The organism is Ruegeria arenilitoris, assembly GCF_013035425.1.
In the GTDB taxonomy this organism is placed as follows: domain Bacteria; phylum Pseudomonadota; class Alphaproteobacteria; order Rhodobacterales; family Rhodobacteraceae; genus Ruegeria; species Ruegeria arenilitoris_A.
The window spans coordinates 653332-670422 of the sequence record NZ_WQHX01000002.1 but is presented as its reverse complement, the minus strand read 5'-3'; the positions used below and the strand labels follow the sequence as shown (position 1 = coordinate 670422).

18 protein-coding genes are annotated in these 17091 nt (G+C 50.5%); 9 read left to right on the top strand and 9 right to left on the bottom strand.

The annotated features are described in order from the left end of the window. The first annotated feature begins 71 nt into the window (after positions 1-71). Complete coding sequence (locus tag GOV45_RS08840; protein WP_254447945.1) at positions 72-1946, top strand: DUF3604 domain-containing protein; 1875 nt, start codon at positions 72-74, stop codon at positions 1944-1946. Positions 1947-2144: 198 nt separating this feature from the next. Continuing rightward, positions 2145-2465 carry a hypothetical protein gene (locus tag GOV45_RS08835; protein ID WP_170476490.1) on the top strand — a complete coding sequence of 107 codons (321 nt, stop codon included), beginning with the start codon at positions 2145-2147 and terminating at the stop codon, positions 2463-2465. 51 nt (positions 2466-2516) lie between these two features. Here GOV45_RS08835 and GOV45_RS08830 read toward each other — a convergent pair whose 3' ends face one another. Next, positions 2517-3365 (bottom strand): LysR family transcriptional regulator, encoded by an 849-nt coding sequence (locus tag GOV45_RS08830; protein WP_170476489.1) that lies wholly within the window; start codon positions 3363-3365, stop codon positions 2517-2519. A gap of 86 nt (positions 3366-3451) precedes the next feature. Between GOV45_RS08830 and GOV45_RS08825 the strand changes: the two genes are divergently transcribed. Continuing rightward, positions 3452-3919 (top strand): c-type cytochrome, encoded by a 468-nt coding sequence (locus GOV45_RS08825; RefSeq protein ID WP_254442453.1) that lies wholly within the window; start codon positions 3452-3454, stop codon positions 3917-3919. 10 nt (positions 3920-3929) lie between these two features. Beyond that, positions 3930-4817 carry a c-type cytochrome gene (locus GOV45_RS08820; RefSeq protein ID WP_170476487.1) on the top strand — a complete coding sequence of 296 codons (888 nt, stop codon included), beginning with the start codon at positions 3930-3932 and terminating at the stop codon, positions 4815-4817. A 275-nt stretch (positions 4818-5092) separates the two neighbouring features. On the opposite strand, the gene GOV45_RS08815 is transcribed toward GOV45_RS08820, so the two are convergent. Beyond that, positions 5093-6634 (bottom strand): phospholipase D family protein, encoded by a 1542-nt coding sequence (locus tag GOV45_RS08815; protein ID WP_170476485.1) that lies wholly within the window; start codon positions 6632-6634, stop codon positions 5093-5095. 992 nt (positions 6635-7626) lie between these two features. Between GOV45_RS08815 and GOV45_RS08810 the strand changes: the two genes are divergently transcribed. Both GOV45_RS08810 and GOV45_RS08805 read left to right on the top strand, forming a co-directional pair. Continuing rightward, the gene (locus GOV45_RS08810) at positions 7627-7914 is read left to right on the top strand and encodes a hypothetical protein (protein ID WP_170476483.1); all 288 of its coding nucleotides are present in this window, start codon (positions 7627-7629) and stop codon (positions 7912-7914) included. Positions 7915-7923: 9 nt separating this feature from the next. Further along, on the top strand, positions 7924-8382 hold the full coding sequence (locus GOV45_RS08805) for a hypothetical protein (RefSeq protein WP_170476481.1): 459 nt from the start codon (positions 7924-7926) through the stop codon (positions 8380-8382). A 205-nt stretch (positions 8383-8587) separates the two neighbouring features. Here the strand turns inward: GOV45_RS08805 and GOV45_RS08800 are convergent, their stop codons facing one another. From GOV45_RS08800 to GOV45_RS08770, 7 genes are all read right to left on the bottom strand, one after another. After that, positions 8588-10321: a SulP family inorganic anion transporter gene (locus tag GOV45_RS08800; protein WP_437436515.1), complete on the bottom strand. Its 1734-nt coding sequence runs from the start codon at positions 10319-10321 to the stop codon at positions 8588-8590. A 6-nt stretch (positions 10322-10327) separates the two neighbouring features. Further along, entirely contained in the window at positions 10328-10666 is a 339-nt protein-coding gene (locus GOV45_RS08795; protein ID WP_170476479.1) for a TIGR01244 family sulfur transferase, read from the bottom strand. A gap of 21 nt (positions 10667-10687) precedes the next feature. Further along, positions 10688-11569, bottom strand: coding sequence for an MBL fold metallo-hydrolase (locus GOV45_RS08790; protein ID WP_170476477.1), 882 nt, complete (start codon positions 11567-11569; stop codon positions 10688-10690). Between the two features lie 35 nt (positions 11570-11604). Further along, the gene (locus GOV45_RS08785) at positions 11605-12033 is read right to left on the bottom strand and encodes a DUF6691 family protein (RefSeq protein WP_170476476.1); all 429 of its coding nucleotides are present in this window, start codon (positions 12031-12033) and stop codon (positions 11605-11607) included. Between the two features lie 4 nt (positions 12034-12037). Next, on the bottom strand, positions 12038-12469 hold the full coding sequence (locus GOV45_RS08780; RefSeq protein WP_170476475.1) for a YeeE/YedE family protein: 432 nt from the start codon (positions 12467-12469) through the stop codon (positions 12038-12040). Between the two features lie 84 nt (positions 12470-12553). Continuing rightward, complete coding sequence (locus GOV45_RS08775; protein WP_367648666.1) at positions 12554-13162, bottom strand: Crp/Fnr family transcriptional regulator; 609 nt, start codon at positions 13160-13162, stop codon at positions 12554-12556. 90 nt (positions 13163-13252) lie between these two features. Then, the gene (locus GOV45_RS08770) at positions 13253-13477 is read right to left on the bottom strand and encodes a hypothetical protein (RefSeq protein WP_170476471.1); all 225 of its coding nucleotides are present in this window, start codon (positions 13475-13477) and stop codon (positions 13253-13255) included. A gap of 384 nt (positions 13478-13861) precedes the next feature. On the opposite strand from GOV45_RS08770, the gene GOV45_RS08765 reads away from it, so the two are divergent. From GOV45_RS08765 to GOV45_RS08755, 3 genes are all read left to right on the top strand, one after another. Then, positions 13862-14551, top strand: a complete 690-nt coding sequence (locus GOV45_RS08765) for a DUF6629 family protein (RefSeq protein WP_170476469.1) — start codon at positions 13862-13864, stop codon at positions 14549-14551. A gap of 198 nt (positions 14552-14749) precedes the next feature. Beyond that, positions 14750-15931, top strand: coding sequence for an adenylate/guanylate cyclase domain-containing protein (locus GOV45_RS08760; RefSeq protein ID WP_170476467.1), 1182 nt, complete (start codon positions 14750-14752; stop codon positions 15929-15931). A 105-nt stretch (positions 15932-16036) separates the two neighbouring features. After that, positions 16037-16951: a DMT family transporter gene (locus GOV45_RS08755; protein WP_170476466.1), complete on the top strand. Its 915-nt coding sequence runs from the start codon at positions 16037-16039 to the stop codon at positions 16949-16951. The last annotated feature ends 140 nt before the right edge of the window (positions 16952-17091 follow it).

The following is a 17091-nucleotide window of genomic DNA, read 5'->3' as shown; positions in this document are numbered from 1 at the left end:
GCAGGCGGTTTTAAATGTCATCGGAAAATCGAACGTTCAGTGTATAGTTTGTTCCAAGCTTGGAGGGACACATGCTCCGTTTGATATTTTTTTTGTATTTTATGATTTTGAGTGCGGCTGCCGCCGAAGATACGCCAGCGACACAGCCGGGGGATCGAAATTATTCTCCGTACCCGCAGCAGGATTTTCCTAATCAGGTCTTCTTTGGCGATACACATCTTCACACGACTTACTCTGCCGATGCCGGTATGATTGGGAATACTCTTGGTCCTGATGAGGCATATCGTTTTGCAAAGGGCCAAATTGTCGCTTCAAGCACGGGTGTACAGGCAAGATTGCGACGTCCCTTGGATTTTCTCGTTATTGCCGATCACGCTGAGAATCTCGGTCTTGCACCACTTCTGATGGCTAAGGACGAAGTCCTTCTTTCAACAGAATTTGGTCAACAGCTTGACGCTGCTGTCGAAGCGGGTGATCCGGCGGGCGCGTGGTCCATATGGAGCCAAGCAAAGTCGGGCGGCGTGGACCCTTTGGCGGATTACCCGGAAATCTACCAAAGCGCCTGGAGCAATATTACCGAAGCGGCCGAAGCTCACAACAGCCCGGGTTTCTTCACGGCATTAATTGGCTTTGAGTGGACTTCTAATCCCGGTCGAAACAACTTGCATCGCAATGTCATTTTTAGAGGGGGTAAGGAAGGGGCTGACAAGATCATACCGTTTTCGAATTTTGACAGTTTCGACCCGGAAGACCTTTGGCAATGGATGGAGCAAGCCGAAGTTACGACAGGTCAGAAGCTTCTGGCTATTCCCCATAACGGAAACTTGTCTAATGGCTTAATGTTCGACGAGGTTCGGCTTTCAGGAGAGGCATTCGATGTTGAGTACTTTAAGCGACGTGCTCGTTGGGAACCCATTTATGAAATCACGCAAATGAAAGGAGATGGGGAAACCCATCCAATGCTTTCTCCGGACGACGCGTTCGCTGATTTTGAAACATGGGATAAGGGTCAGCTAGGGCCAGAGCCTAAGACACCCGAGATGCTACCGCGCGAGTATGCCAGATCAGCGCTGCGTAGAGGGCTGGCATATGAAGGGGAGATGGGGGTTAACCCGTTCAAATTTGGCGTGATAGGATCCACAGATTCCCACACTTCGCTTTCGACGGTCGGTGAGGATAACTTCTTTGGCAAAGTTGCGGCAGTGGAACCAACCGCAGATCCCATTCGATTTGAAGAGGTGGTTGGCGGCATCGGGGGGGACGACTCGGTCGCGCAGTATGCGTGGCAGACATCCGCATCCGGACTCGCGGCCGTTTGGGCCAGGGAAAACACGCGAGAAGCCATTTGGGACGCGCTAGCTCGCAAAGAGGTATTTGCCACTACTGGCCCTCGCATCCGAGTCCGAGTTTTCGCTGGTTACGATTTCTTGGAGGCTGATCTACCGCGTGCTGATTTTGACGCATACGGTTACGACAACGGCGTTCCAATGGGTTCCGATTTGTTTCCAGACGCGGAAGGTCGAGCACCACGGTTTGTTGTTCGGGCGCTGCGCGATCCGGACGGGGCAAACCTTGATCGTATTCAGATCATAAAAGGCTGGTTGAACGCAGATGGGTCAACGTCAGAGCAGGTATATGACGTGGCTTGCGGAGGGCGCGAATTGATCAACCAAGTTTGCGACGGCAAAGTCGGCAACACCGTTGATAGTGTTGCTTCAACATGGACAAATGATATTGGCCAAGCCGTCCTTGCGGGCTTTTGGGAAGACCCGAATTATGATCCTAAACAAAAAGCATTCTACTACGTTCGGGTTCTTCAAATACCGACACCGCGCTGGACAACTTATGATGCAAAAGTCTTTGGTGTTGCGATACCGGAAGGTGCGCCGCTGTCCATTCAGGAACGTGCATATACGTCGCCCATTTGGCATGTCGGTTACGAATGAGCCTGGAAATACAATCCCAATTTTTCGTATGGTACGGGCACCCGACAACTTACGGGGCGATATGTGGTCAAGCACTTTGGACAGTCAAAGAAAAACTAATCACTGTCATCCCGCTTTAACATTGGTCAGGCACCCGCTAACCTGACGTTGTCACTGGCAATTAGGCAGGCACTTACCAAAAGCGCGTGGAGAGGCAGCATGGTTTCGCGTTCACTGGGTTTAATTGGCTTGGTTTTTCTGTGTTCCACGCCGTTGGCCGCAGGTGCAACTGTGGCCTGCACTGTTTCTTCAAATGCCGCTGCAGTTGAAGTTATTGATCTTTTCGCGTTTCCTGTTGCAACATCTGAGGTTCTAAGAAAGATACCAGTCGGCGATTTGGTTCTATTTCCGGATCAGAGTTTGGCGCCTGCTCAAGCCGAAGGCTGGACATGGGTTCGGCACGACAAAACCCAAGCTAATATTTGGCAAAGCGGCACCTTCGGCTGGATCGCAGCGAACAGTCTGACCGAGTGCGGTTAGAAAAGTGTCCAATCTACGTTGCTTTTCCGAGTTGCGGAAGAACGCCTAAAGTCAGGTTTCAAGGTGAAGCAAAGATATGCGTTCCACCAAAGCCCGTTGTACGACGGCAAATCTGGGTGTATGCGCGATTTCTTCTAATGTCGCGACCCAGAGTGGCACCTCGATTTTGGGTTCTACGTTCTTTGTTCTTTGAAGTCGGGGGTCCGCGTCGCCAATGAATGCGGGCAGAAACGTTTTGCCCACTCCCTTAGCAGCCATCTGCTGAAGAACCAAAAAACTGTCTGCCCCGGTGGTTATTTCGTCAGCATCGACGTGCTCCGCCAGCCATTTAGCTGGAAGCGAGCGGCTCAACGCCCCATCAAGCTTCATCCATTTTCGATTTGGATAACCGTCATCATAAACTCCAAACGACAATGTTCCCGAGCGCTCTCCAACCAGACCTTCCCCAAGTTGAACCGACGGACGCACTGCGATATCCGCAGTCAATCTTGACAAATCATGGTGGCTATTTCCGCTCAACAGTGTCAATTCCAGACCGGGATAAAGCGCAGAAATATCGCTTATTACCTTGGGCAGCACGAGTTGACAGAGGCTGTCAGTGGACGCAATACGTACTTGGCCCACTGGTGACTGGTTTGCTCCTACAATTGCACGCTCTACAGAAAGTACCGCATCTTCAACACTTTCCATCGCTGACAGAATTGTTCTAGCCTCAGGCAGCGCGGAATATCCTGACGGGTTCTTCTGAAATATCACGCAACCATTGCGCTCTTCGAATGCAGCAACCCTGCGAAGAACTGTGGCATGCGTGACGCCCAAGGCCGTCGCAGCAGCATTCAAAGAACCGTATTTGTTCACGGCAAGCGCGTATCGAATATCATCCCAGTTTTGGCTGTTCATAAATTGACAACTGACGCCGAATAACAAACAATTACAAGAAAATTCGTTCAAGCTAGAATTCTATGTATTCAACAGGGAGACACATCATGATGAAGAAGTTCTCAATCTTCACGGCAGGTCTTTTGTCAGTAGCCGTGATTGGAACAGCCATTGCCCATGAAAGTGAAAACCCAGCTGTCAAAGCTCGGACTTCGATAATGCAACTTTATGCCTTCAACCTTGGTGCGCTCGGCGGCATGGCCAAGGGAGACGTGGAATATGATGCCGAAGCGGCAACCCGAGCCGCGAATAATTTGGTCGTTCTGACCCAGATCGATCAATCCGCGATGTGGCCTGCCGGTTCCGACAATGCGTCAGACCCTTCCTCGCGCGCTTTGCCTGCTATCTGGGAGAACTTCGCGGATGTTGGTGCCAAGGGGCAGGCGATGGCCGACGCCGCTGTTGCCATGCAAACCGCAGCAGGACAAGATGTCGAAGCGTTAAAGGCAGCGATGGGTGATCTAGGCGGAGCCTGCTCGGCATGTCACAAAGCTTACAGAGCGCCAAAAGAATAATGAGGCGCTGATGGCGCGGCGAATTCTTCTTTTCGCTGCAGGCGTTGTTACTGTGGTTGGGTTGACTGGTTTGATGCTAACCCGACCACAGAGAGTAGACGAGGCGCAACTAGCCGGAATCTCGCCAGACCTTACGAGAGGTGAGTCGGTTTTCTATGCGGCAGGATGCGCATCTTGCCACTCGGCGCCAGACGCCAGCGGGGATGAAAAGCTTGTACTAACCGGCGGTCGCCGGTTTCAGACGGATTTCGGTACATTTGTAGCGCCTAACATTTCCAGCGATCCTGAGGCTGGGATCGGTTCCTGGTCCGCGCTGGATTTGGCAAATGCGCTAATCCATGGCACGGGTCCTAAGATGGAACATTATTATCCGGCCTTTCCGTATACCTCATACACCAACATGACCGCCGAAGACATTGTTTCGCTTCATGCTTTTTTGAACACACTTCCAGCTGTCGCCACCGAGAGCGACCCGCACGAGATTGGCTTTCCCTTCAATATTCGGCGCAGCTTGGGAGGATGGAAATTTCTGTATTTGAAACCCGGTTGGGTAGTTCAAGAAGATCTGAACGATCAAGAACAGCGAGGTAGATACTTGGTTGAGGCGCTGGGCCACTGCGCTGAATGTCATACACCACGTAACAGTTTAGGTGGTTTGAAGCGTGATCTTTGGCTGGCAGGTGCGCCAAATCCCAATGGAAAAGGTCGAATTCCCGGCTTGACCACTAACCAGCTTGATTGGTCCGAAGCCGACATCGCAGAATATCTGAAATCGGGCTTCACCCCGGACTACGATAGCGCCGGTGGAGAAATGGTGGAAGTCATCGAGAACACATCGCGGCTCACCGATAGTGATCGATTGGCAATTGCCGCTTACCTAAAGGCCGTTCCCAAATAGGCGATTAATCTGGGTTCAGGGCAGTCGGTTGATTGAGTAAAGCCAGCGGGCTATTTTGAACAGTCGCGGACGCACAGTGAGACAATTTAATGTTTAGAAACAAAGATTAAGGGATCGGTTTAACTTCGCTTGGCTTTGCGAATGGTTTTCTTTTGTAAAGTACAATACAGAAACTTTAGTGGTGCAGCAGATTTGGCAACGATTGCAATAATCAATGAGCTCACATGTCGATAAGGTGGGCGAATGAGATGTTAAATATTGGAATCGGCGACCCGTTACAGCATCCATTCGACTGGCAGCCAACGAACGACAGCTGTGAGCGCGCGCTGGACGCCATTAGTTTCTGGGTCTGTGGCGTGAACGATAACTGTCCCGTCTTTTTCTTCTTGCATCCAGATCATCTGACCATCGTTGTCGAGTTCAACGCGATACGCAAAGTCGGGTTTGTTCAATTGCGAAGCAAGCGACGCTGCAATCGCAGGGCTTTCGACCAACAGTCCCATTTCAGTATTGAGACGTGCCGATCTGGGATCGAGATTATACGAGCCAATAAAGACCCTTTGGCCATCCGATCCAAAGACTTTCGCGTGCAAACCCGACGCTGAGCCCGCTAATATCTCTGGCAGGCTCCGGTCACGATGTTCCTGCCTTAAAGCTCGAAGCTCCAACAATTCCACACCGCTTTTCAGCAGATCGCCCCTATACCGCATGTAAGCGGCGTGGACTGGCATTACGTCTGTAGCGTCCAGTGAGTTGGTCAAAACTCGAACTTTCACACCTGATCGGGCTAATTCTTCCAGAACGTTGGCGCCTCTTTCACCGGGAATAAAATATGCTGACACCAGGTCAAGTGAGGTTTGAGAACCATTGGCGAAATCAATCAATTGCTCAACGATTAAGTTTTCGCTTTTGACTTCGCCCAAGCCTTTTGCCGGATCATCGACAAAAAGAGTGACTTCGCTCCACTCGAATTTAAGGTCGTGTGCCGCTATTCGATCAGCCAGTTCGTTCTCGGTGATCGCTTTCTGATAACCAGCCCCAGCGGCAGTCTGGCGCGCAGATTCTGCTCTGGCTTGAAGGTTTTGCCCTTTTGGAACACTCAAAAAAAGGTCTGCATCATAAGATGAAGCACTGTTCCAGTAGGAATCGAAGGATTGTGAAACTTCGTCCACAATCGGGCCAATTGCTATCGCATCTACATCAAGGTAATGAGTTCCTGCTCCGTAGTCGAAGTAAATATCCCCTATGTTACGACCTCCGACAATCGTGGCAACGCCGTCTACTGTCATTGACTTGTTGTGCATGCGCCTATTAAGGCGGCTGAAATCAAATGCGTAAGACAGGAGCTTGGGCCGCCTGAGTGTAAACGGATTGAATATGCGTACATTGGCAGTCGGCAGTGCATCTAACTCAGCAAGCAAATCATCCAACCCAGATATGCCGTTGTCATCGACCAGCAATCTAATCTGCACACCGCGTTCTGCGGCTGATCTCAGCTCGTCTAGTAACATCAGGCCTGTTACATCGTCTTGCCAAATGTAGTATTGCGCATCGATTGACGAGACTGCCTCTCTCGCAAGGATTGCTCTTGCCGCAAAGGCTGCGCGCCCGTTACCTAACGGTCGTACCCCGTCAAGCCCGGGGTTCCGTTCAAGCGCATTTTGAATAGTCGCCCCCAAGGGACCGGTCCAATCGGGATCTTGTTTCAGTGTTCGTTCGGAAAAGTTTTCTTTGGGAAGAGGGAATGCCAACCTTAACCCGAATATGGCAACTGCGATCACCGCCACCAAAATCAAAAAAATCTTGATCAGCCGCATTCCTAGCCTCGTGGTTTGGTACGTTAGTTTGCTTTGTTCCTGAATTTGACCCATCGCCGATTAGTTTTTCAAGAACTTACGCTTGGGCGAGAAAATTAGCGCTGCGTTGTGTCCCGTTTCGGGCAAAGCGGCTATTCAAAAGAAAGCATCGTTCGTCTGTTACGAGTCCAAACTTGCATTTGATTGTAATCCCTCGATGCTCTTCTCCGCTTAAATGGCAGGCGATTTTTGAACCACTGTCTCGTTGTATGGAAACTTTGCAAGGCTTGTTAACAAGGTGAACAATGTTTTTAGCTTCCGCGCATGGGTCAAATTTACAAAAGGAATAAAGTTGTCGATGCGTGGCGCAATATTCCGTTTGTATTAGACATTTTCCTTACTCAGCTTTGCACGCGGTTGGGAGAGGATAGAGCAGGATTGAACCTGTCAATGTTTTGGTCGGCTACTCTACCTAAAGCGTAATATGGGCGCACGACGGAGAGGGCCGAATTTGTACCTGTGCTAAGGCGGGGTTGGAACATTTCGAAGAGCCAGGTCTCGAAGTGGGAATGCTAATCCGGAAATAGCGCGGCATTGCCGGCGGGTTTATTGGAAGCTACCTGCAGCCGTTCGTTCATGGATCGCTGTCGGTCGATACCTATAATTCATCAGCTATGGTGAGGGACGTACCAATAACAACCCCTCTACTGACTTAGACGTCGAGCGTCGACGGAATTTCGATGGGTTTTCTTGTCAAGATTGATTAGCACTTCTTCTTGGGTCGCGGTTATTTTAGGATTTAAAATCAGAAACCTAAACGTTATGAACCACTGTTTTGCGTGCAAAGTGTGTGTCCAAATTTAGGCTACGTTCATTTTCGCAACCATTGTGTTACAGCGGCAAAAAACAGCCCTAATTATTCTTTGTGAAATATCACAAATGTCTTCTGTCCTTTTGGACATGTGAGTTAATGTTCACGAATTCCCAACCTGAAACCAAGGGACCGCCAAGTCATGACTTCGAAGGCTGAACTTGAAACTGAACTGAAGAGACTCCGGGCACGAAATGCAGAACTGGAATCCAAGACAGAACAAGCTACCGAGACTAATGCAAAAAAACAAGACGGGTCAGCGGATGACATTCATAAGCTTCTGGCCGAAAGAGGAATAGACCTGAGCAAAGTCGAGAATGTTGGAGAGGCGTTGGTCGAGGAAATCGGCCGTTTGCAAAAGGACTACCCAATCACCGTTATTCTTGCAGCGTTCGCATTGGGATACGCTGTTGGCAGGGCACAAAGATAGGGAAAAATGATGAACCGGATTAGTAGGAACCTTACCACGATTTATCGGACCGAGCGCCTGATTACCCGCCGTCGTTTGGCTGTGGTACAACAGCAAACCGTGATGCTTGCCTTAGCAGGTATTGCCGCGATGGCCGGATTGGTGCTGTTGAACATCTCCATGTATTTCGTCTTGAAAACATGGTTGCCGTTTGCCGGATCTGCAGCCGTGCTTGCCGTAGCCAATTTGTTGTTGGCGTTTTTTTTGGCGTTGACCGCCAAGCGCACCAGTGTGGAAGAGGAAATCGCTCCGGCTGTTGAAGTGCGGGACATGGCGATTGCAGATATCGAGGCGGACCTTGAAGGTATGGCTGACGAAGCGCGCGACATTGTCATGGCGCTGAAGAACTTAGGATCAAATCCCTTAGGGTCACTGTCGACGCTTCTGTTGCCCATTCTGACTGCCGTGCTGAAAGACAAAAAGAACTGACCGCACAGGGAAGAGAAGAACTTGGGTTAAGTGTGCCGTTCGCCCCATACTTGCACTGCCTCCTTACAGGTAAAATGCACAGGGTTAACAGTTGCCAGTTCCTCAAGCCCTCACTCTGCCATCCCTGCACTTTGATTGAACCTGCATTCGTTCAAAGATCACGGCAATTGGCTTGGTGGGCTTAGGAGAGGTCTTTTTTCTACGTCTACGCATCCCTAGACGTTGTTACCCCTGACAACGCGTTCCATGCATTCTGCTGTGACAGAAACACTTGGCCGTTTAAATCGTCGATGAAATGAGACCTCTTCAACCGGTCCATTACAGGCCCTTTAACTTCAGATAAATGCAGGCCAATCTCAAGATCCTTAAGTCGGTGATTGATCGCTTCCAAACTTTCCAGCGCGGAATAATCCACCTCATTAACGGCGGAGAACATCAAAACGATGTGCTTCAGTTCTGAGCCGTCGGCAATGCGACTGTATACAAGATCCTCAAGAAAACGGGCATTTACGAAATAGAGGCTCTCGTCCACCCGCAGACTTAGCACCGTCGGGTTAGTCTCGACCTCATGACGTAGAATGTTGCGAAAGTGTTCTGTTCCGGGGACGCGACCAACCTCAGCAACGTGTGGGGTCGAGGTTTTATAAAGGTGCAACAACACTGAAATTGCCACACCAGAGGCCACGCCAATTTCAACGCCAAGACCCAGTGTAAGCAGAATGGTGGCTGAAACTGCGATAAAGTCCGCGCGCGAGTACTCCCACGTTTTGCGCAGGATTGAAAAGTCCACAAGGCTCAAAACAGCGACGATGATCGTTGCTGCCAGAGTAGCGTTGGGCAGGAAATAGACCAGCGGCGTCAAGACCAGCGAAGCAACTGCCAGACCAAATGCGGTAAAGGCTCCCGCGGCTGGAGTTTCTGCGCCGGCATCAAAATTGACGACCGAGCGAGCGAACCCACCCGTGACTGGATACCCACCTGTGAATGCCGCACCGATGTTGGCTGCTCCAAGCCCAATAAGTTCCTGATCCGGGTCGATACGTTGACGTTTCTTAGCTGCAAGTGTTTGGGCAACCGATACGGATTCGACAAAGCCGATCACTGAAATCAGAATTGCTGGAACCAAGAGCGCTCCTAGCAAATCGGGCGCAAAACCAGGCATAGTAAGCGGTGGCAAACTTTGGGGGACCTCACCAACGATTTTCACACCTTGACTGCTTAGATTCAAAGCCCAGACAGCGACTGTCGTGGCGACGACAGCGGCAACGGGTCCCGCCTTGGTTAGAACGTCGGCCAAACGCCCTGAAGCACCCAGGCGCAGCAATCCAGGCTTTAGCCCCTTACGGGCCCAAAATAGGAAAGCCGCCGCACTGACGCCGATTAATAACGTGATCCAATTTAACTCATGCAGATGGGAAGCAAGCGATAATAGGATCTCGAGCAGTGTATGGCCGTGGGCATTCACACCAAAAATATGCTTCAGTTGGCTGGCGGCGATCAAAATGCCGGATGCTGTGATAAAGCCAGCAATAACTGGGTGACTCAGAAAGTTAGCCAGAAAGCCCAAGCGAAATAGACCTAAGAGTAACAAGAACCCGCCTGAGAGGAACGCGAGGGTCAAGGCCGCGACGGCATAGCCTGCCGAACCCTGTTCGGCGACTTGACCAACCGCCGACGCTGTCAGAAGTGAGACAACGGCAACTGGCCCAATGGCTAAGGCGCGACTGGTACCGAATATCGCGTAAAGGATGATAGGAGCGATCGAGGCGTAAAGACCGGCTTCTGGTGGGAGCCCAGCCAACAGCGCGTAGGCCAATGACTGCGGAATCAGCATTATCGTGACGATAACCGCCGCCATCAGATCGTTGGAAAGCTGTTCCCGACCATAGCTGTGCGCCCAGCCAAGGATGGGCAAAAATTGCGCCGCCCGCATCAACATCTTTTGCTATCCCAGCGCATTTTGATGAGCTTGCCAGAGCTTCGCCGCCCGCTGTCCGCTGCGGCAATACCCTAAGACGGGCCCAGGCAACTCTGCTAATGCGGCGGCAAAAGCAACATGGTTGTAGTCGGTCGGGCCAGACGGGCTTACAGGAATATATTGCATCGAAAGACCCTGTGCGCGTGCACTCTTATCGATTTCGGCAAATGGTGGCTGGCCCTCTGCTTCACCATCCGGGCGGGCGCAAACCAGGGACTTAAATCCGAGCTTCTTGATCTCGTCCATGTCGCCGGGCACAACCTGACCGCAGGTCGCAAATTGACCAGAGAGTTTCTTGATGTCCATAAATCGATCTCTTTCAAAAGTTTAGAGCTGGTTCACAGGCACTTTGAGCATGGGGTTGCCATCGTTATCGGTTGGAACTTCCCCGGCGCGCATATTCACTTGCAGCGATGGAATGATCAGTTTTGGCATCGCAAGTTGGGCGTCACGTTCTGTGCGGAATTTGACGAAATCTTCTTTTGTTTTGCCGACACCGACATGGATATTATTCGCCTTTTCTTCAGCAACAGTTGTCTCCCACTGGATGTCACGACCGCCTGGGCCGTAATCGTGGCACATGAACAACCGCGTCGCATCAGGTAGTGCCAGAACCTTTTGAATGCTGTCGTACAGAGTAGCCGCGTTGCCTCCGGGAAAGTCCGCACGAGCCGAACCTCCGTCGGGCATAAACAGCGTATCCCCAACAAAAGCGGCGTCACCCATGACATGGACCATGCAAGCTGGAGTGTGGCCTGGTGTGTACATGGCGAAGGCCGGCATATTACCGATCATATAGGTGTCGCCGTCCCCAAACAGCTGGTCGAATTGACTTCCATCGCGCTGGAATTCGGTTCCTTCGTTAAAGACCTTTCCGAAAGTGTCCTGCACTATCGAAATTTTCGAGCCTATGCCGATTTTCCCGCCGAGCTTTTCCTGAATATATGGAGCTGCACTCAGGTGATCCGCATGGACATGGGTTTCGATGACCCATTCCAACTTCAGCCCCTGCGTCTGGATCTGGTGGATCAGCTCGTCCGCGTGATCGTATGTTATACGCCCAGCCGCGTAGTCGATGTCCATCACGCTATCGACGATGGCGCACGAGTTTGAGGTCGGGTCTTTAACGATATAGCTGATGGTGTTTGTAGCCTCATCAAAGAAGGCTTGTACTTGTGGCTTGATCCGCATGTTCACGGGGTAGTTCATCGTTCTTACTCCTAAAAAACTATCAAGTAAGGGCCTTAGGCGGTCGCCTTGGCGACTTGACCGAACAGCAATCGACGCAATCCGAAACCGGCAATAACGGCAACAAGGAATAGGGCGACTTCCCATCGTCCGGTACCAAGCGCCGGAATCGCGGCGCCGGGACAGAAGCCAGCGACCCCCCAGCCGATGCCGAACAGCGCTGAACCGCCGATCAAACGCGCATCAATTGTTTTCGAAGTAGGCAACTGAAAGCCGTCGCTGAACATAGGGGCACAACGACGCCAAACCAAACGGTAGCCGATGAACGTCACCAATAAGGCGCCTCCCATTACAAAGACAAGACTTGGGTCCCAAGTTCCGGCGATATCAAAAAAATTCAGTACTTTGGCCGGGTCCATCATACCCGAGATAGCAATGCCAATGCCAAACACGAGACCCGTGAAAAGCGCGAATATCATCTTCATGGGATTAACCTCCAAAGACGTGACGGATGAGAAAAACAGTGATTGCTCCGGTGGCCATGAATGTCGGAACAGCCACCAGGGAACGGACCGAAAGGCGCGACAATCCGCAAACACCGTGACCTGATGTACAGCCGGACCCAAGGCTACCGCCAAGGCCAACGATAACGCCGCCGATGACGATCATTGCCGGGCTGACTGGAACCGAAAGCGAAGGCATGGCCCCGGTCACCACAAAAATTACCCCAGGGGCTAAGATCATGCCGATTGTCAAGGCAATTCGCCACGCGAATTCTTCGCGGCTTTCAGGGAATGCCAAGCCAGACAAGATGCCCGTGGCGCCCATGATACGCCCCAGTCCAAGCATAAGAAGAACAGCGCCAAGGCCGATCGCGAGCCCACCTCCAAACGAAGCGAAGGGTGTAAATGCGGTTTCCATACAAAGTCTCCGGTCGTTCAAGTTGAAACCTGATTACCGGTCGAGCGGCGCTATTTCAGTGACAATGTCACCTAACTGACGAATTCATTCGCTTTGTGCCAAATGCTCTAGTGCAGCTTTGTCTTGCAGAGTTATCCGCCCCCTTGTTTGCTGGATCATTCCTCGTTTTTGAAAGTCGTTAAGGATGCGGGAAACAACCTCTCGCGCGGTTCCAAGCTCATTCGCAAGAGCCTGGTGCGTTGTTTGGATTTCGTCTTGCCCACCCTCTAATACAAGAAGGCGTTCAGCCAATCTGACGTCCATCCTGCCAAAGGCGACATCATCAACAACGCGCAGCAGATCAATCAAGCGACGCGAATATGCCGAGAAAACAAAGCGACGAAAGCTATCTTCTTCGGCAGCAAGTTGGTCAAACGAATTCTTGGGTAACGTGATAGCCGTAACATCTGTCTCGGCAATTCCCTCGGCGTTGTAAGCCTCTTCTGACAACATACAGGCCGTCGTTAGTACGCAGCTCTCACCAGCCTCGACACGATAAAGAACGATCTCACGTCCGACATCAGAACTTTGCGACACCCGAATCCGACCGGTATGCAAAAACATCAGACTGTCAGGGATATTCTCAGGACCAAATACCTGTTGTCCTTGCCTGTACGTGACCACGCGCGCTTCGCGTAGAAGTTTGTCACGCACCCGGCGGGGCAGGTTTCGGGTGCCAAGAAAGCTTTCTGTCCAATCTCCAACGGAATTCGCCAATAGTCGTCCACTTCTACTAGATTTCAGTCAGTTTGCATGAGTCTTATACAAAGCACCCAAAGAGTAAGTGTTGTAAACGGCCAGTCTTTGAACCGAAGAGAAAACCAAATCTGCCGTACGCAACCATCCGTCCCGAAAATTAGAAGCAGGAGGAAAAAGAACTGAAGGATCAAATTCATCTGCATAGGCAGACGAGAAAGCCATTACAGCAATCGAGATAGCAAGAGCAGTTGGCAGCTTACATCTCGGCATAGACTATCCTCCTTGGGCAACAATTATAATTTTCGGATAATGGTGCCTCAAAGTATTATACCAACGGCCAACGAATGGAAAAATAAGGGAATTGACCAATAAACCTTTCGGTTCGGTGGGAAGTTGGTCACAAAAAAATAGATCCAAATAAAAGTGTTTGTATCCTGGGAACAACTTCTGGCATCTGGGCATTTCGACCAGCGCCCAATTGCGAATGCATCATATTTATCTGGCGATATGTGTCCGACGAGATCGCATTTCCGATGGCAATCACAATTCAGCAAAGAAATTTTTCCTATAACGAGGTCAAATGTTGCTTGGAACTAAACGTAAATTTTGCTTCGATCGGAACGGCTATGTAAAAAAGGGAAGAGGAGGTTCTTTATGTGCTTTTCGTCCCAAGCCAGCTTTATAGCCGGTGCCGCGCTCGTGGCTTTCAGTGGCTTTACTATTCGAGAGGCATTTCAAAAAGGTGTCCGATTTCTTCCGTTGGCCAGCTTTCCGTTTTTCTTCGGGGTTCAGCAAATGTCCGAAGGTTTCCTGTGGGTGTCTATTAACAGCTCGTATTCCAGTCCTTCGGCAGCGGCGGCGTTGGTGTTCTTGTTTTTCGCCTACTTGTTTTGGCCGACCTGGGTACCCCTGTCAGCTTCATTGATCGAAGTGGATCGAAGGCGTCAGCAAATCTTTCAAGCGATCTGTGGCATAGGGGTCGGCTTGGGTATGTTCCTGTACTTGCCGGTACTTTTTTCACCGGAAAGCCTCAACATTGGTATCGCAAAACACTCAATTCAATACGAAAATTCGCAGCTGTATCCGAAAGAGGCGACTAAAAATATCGCGCGCCTGTTTTATGCGTTGGTGATCTGCATACCACTGGTAGGATCAAGCGACAAAGGTCTGCGAGGGTTTGGTTTTCTTATCGTAGTATCTGTTGTCGTGGGGTTCTTTTTTGCTTCTCATGCTTTCACATCGATCTGGTGTTTTGTTGCGGCGATTTTGTCCGTGTACATTTATTGCGTTTTGCATTTCCGTTATCCGGATACGCATCAACTGGTTGGTCGTGCCGAAGGTTGAAGAGTTTGAACCAAGTTGTATCAACTAAGTTTGGGCGCCAAATTAACAGGCTTGCCGCCAAACTTATTTATCTCTGGTATACAAGCATTACTCGGTTTTTAGTGCAGCTTTGCCACCGCAAGGACGCCGGGCGCTCCTGTTTTTGACGTATTCAAATAACAAACGTACTCTGATGTGGATCGATAGCTGACAGGAACAATGTCTGATCCAGAAAACGCAAAAAACTCCACATCAGATTCCGTAACCCGTGCTGTTTCAGATGGGTTCGGGGTGGCGACCGAGGAGTTCAGAATTTCAATGCCGATTGGGTTCGGAGCTGTGGTGGCTGCGCTGGCCTCATTGGCGACATGCTATTCAGGGATATTGGCGACATATATTTTTGGCTTTCAGTCATTTTCAATTAACCCTCATGCGCAAGCGGTGCTGATGTGGGTTCTCGCACTGTTGGCGGTTGCTTTCCTGTGGAGAGACAGAAAGCGGCATTCCAAAGAACTCCCGCTTGTAATTGGCGGGATTGCTGCCCTGACACTCATCGTAACGCTTTACTTTGGTTATGATGAACGCGTCGAAGCGTTGGCCTATGTTCTATTAGTCATAGCAGCCCTACTGAACCAGAATTTCATCCTTGATGCTTTGAACTACACGGTTCGCAATCAAACCCAAGAGATAAGAGCACTGAACGAAAGATTAACCGAGAGGGTGCGGCGTCAGGAAACCGAAATAGACAGGCTTGGCCGATTGAAACAGTTTCTTGCCCCGCAGGTAGCAGAACTTGTTGTTGAAAATGACAGTGACGAACTTCTCAAGACGCATAGGAGATACATTGCCTGTCTTTTTTGCGACATTCGAAATTTCACAGCTGTTTCAGAAGCCATTGAACCAGAAGAAGTAATCGCGGTTCTGCAGCGATTCCACGACGAAGTGGGAAATCTGGTTGCCCAGCACAAAGGGACGATTGGTTATCGTGCAGGGGATGGCTTAATGGTTTTTTTCAACGACCCTGTGCCATGTGATCAACCTGTACTAGAGGCAGTGAGGCTGGGGATGTCCATCAGAGCTGCCTTTGAAAATATCCGCGCACCTTGGCAGAAACTTGGCCATAAAATGGGTCTGGGTATTGGAGTCAGTAGCGGATACGCAACGCTCGGGCTAATTGGGTTTCATGGTCGGGCCGATTACACCGCGATAGGTGGCGTGGTTAACACTGCGTCCAGGCTCTGTGATGTTGCGAGTGATGGGCAAATACTCATAAACCAAAGGGCGTTGATGGATATTGAAGATACAGCGCAAACCGAAGAGCTCGGTGATGTGGAATTAAAGGGGATTGCCACCCCGGTACAAGTTCACCGCGTATTAAGCATTTCGGGTTTTTCTGATTGATTTACTTTTGTCGGCAAAAGGTTTGGACGTCGCGATTGAGCGATAATACCTGTTGGTTTTGTCTTAACTTCGACTTCGAGCGGAATGGGCGCGGCGGGTTATCCAATGTTGTCGAGTGAAGCATCAACGTTACCAGACAAGCGAGAACGAGGTTTGCTCCTTGTTTTTTCGGCAGGTGTTCTTTGGTCCACCATGGGGTTGGGCGTACGCTTGATCGAAGACGCGACGGTCTGGCAAATTCTCCTGTACCGATCCATCAGTCTGAGCTTGTTTTTGTATGTCGTCATTCGCATCAGATCAGGTGAAAGTCCGTTTGTTCAAATACGCCAAGTCGGATTGCCAGTTGTCTTAGCTGGAATGGCACTTGTTTTAGCTTTTTCCGGCGGAATATACGCCATTCAAACGACATCAGTGGCAAACGCGATGTTATTGTTTGCAACTGCGCCTTTTATAGCCGCTATTCTGGGACGGATCATTCTTGGAGAAGCCGTCAGGAAGGCGACCTGGATTGCCTGCATTGTCGCAATCGCAGGGGTAGCCATCATGGTCGCCGACAAATCGTCTGGCGGAGTGATTAAAGGCAGTCTTGCAGCTTTGGGCTCTGCGTTTGGTTTCGCGTTTTTCACGATTTCCTTGAGGTGGGGAAAGTCTGGCGAAATGCTGCCAGCTGTTTTTCTTTCCGGACTTTTCGCAATCGCGCTGACACTCGTGATATGTATTGCGACTGACTTGCCGCTGGTTCTGTCACCACGTGACGGCGGAATTTCCGTGGGAATGGGCATATTCCAAGTGGGCGCGGGCCTGATCCTTTATACCATTGGGTCCCGCAGCTTGCCTGCTGCAGAGTTAACCTTACTGTCCTTAGCCGAGGTCGTTCTGGCCCCGGTTTGGGTTTGGATATTTCTCGGTGAGACTGCGACAACAAATACTCTTTTGGGCGGTGTTGTCCTTTTGGCAGCCATCATAGGAAATGCGATTACAGGGGTAGTGCGAAGACCGCCTCCACTCTCAAGCCCCTGAACAGCTTTGGCGCGTCAGCTATTATGAGGGTAAAATACGAACATGAATCCAGGAAAATTGTTTGGCTCAACAACAGTGGCAAGCTCAATCTTTATGTTCAGGAGATCTGGTTTTTGGATGTGCCTTCAGTCTGACATTTT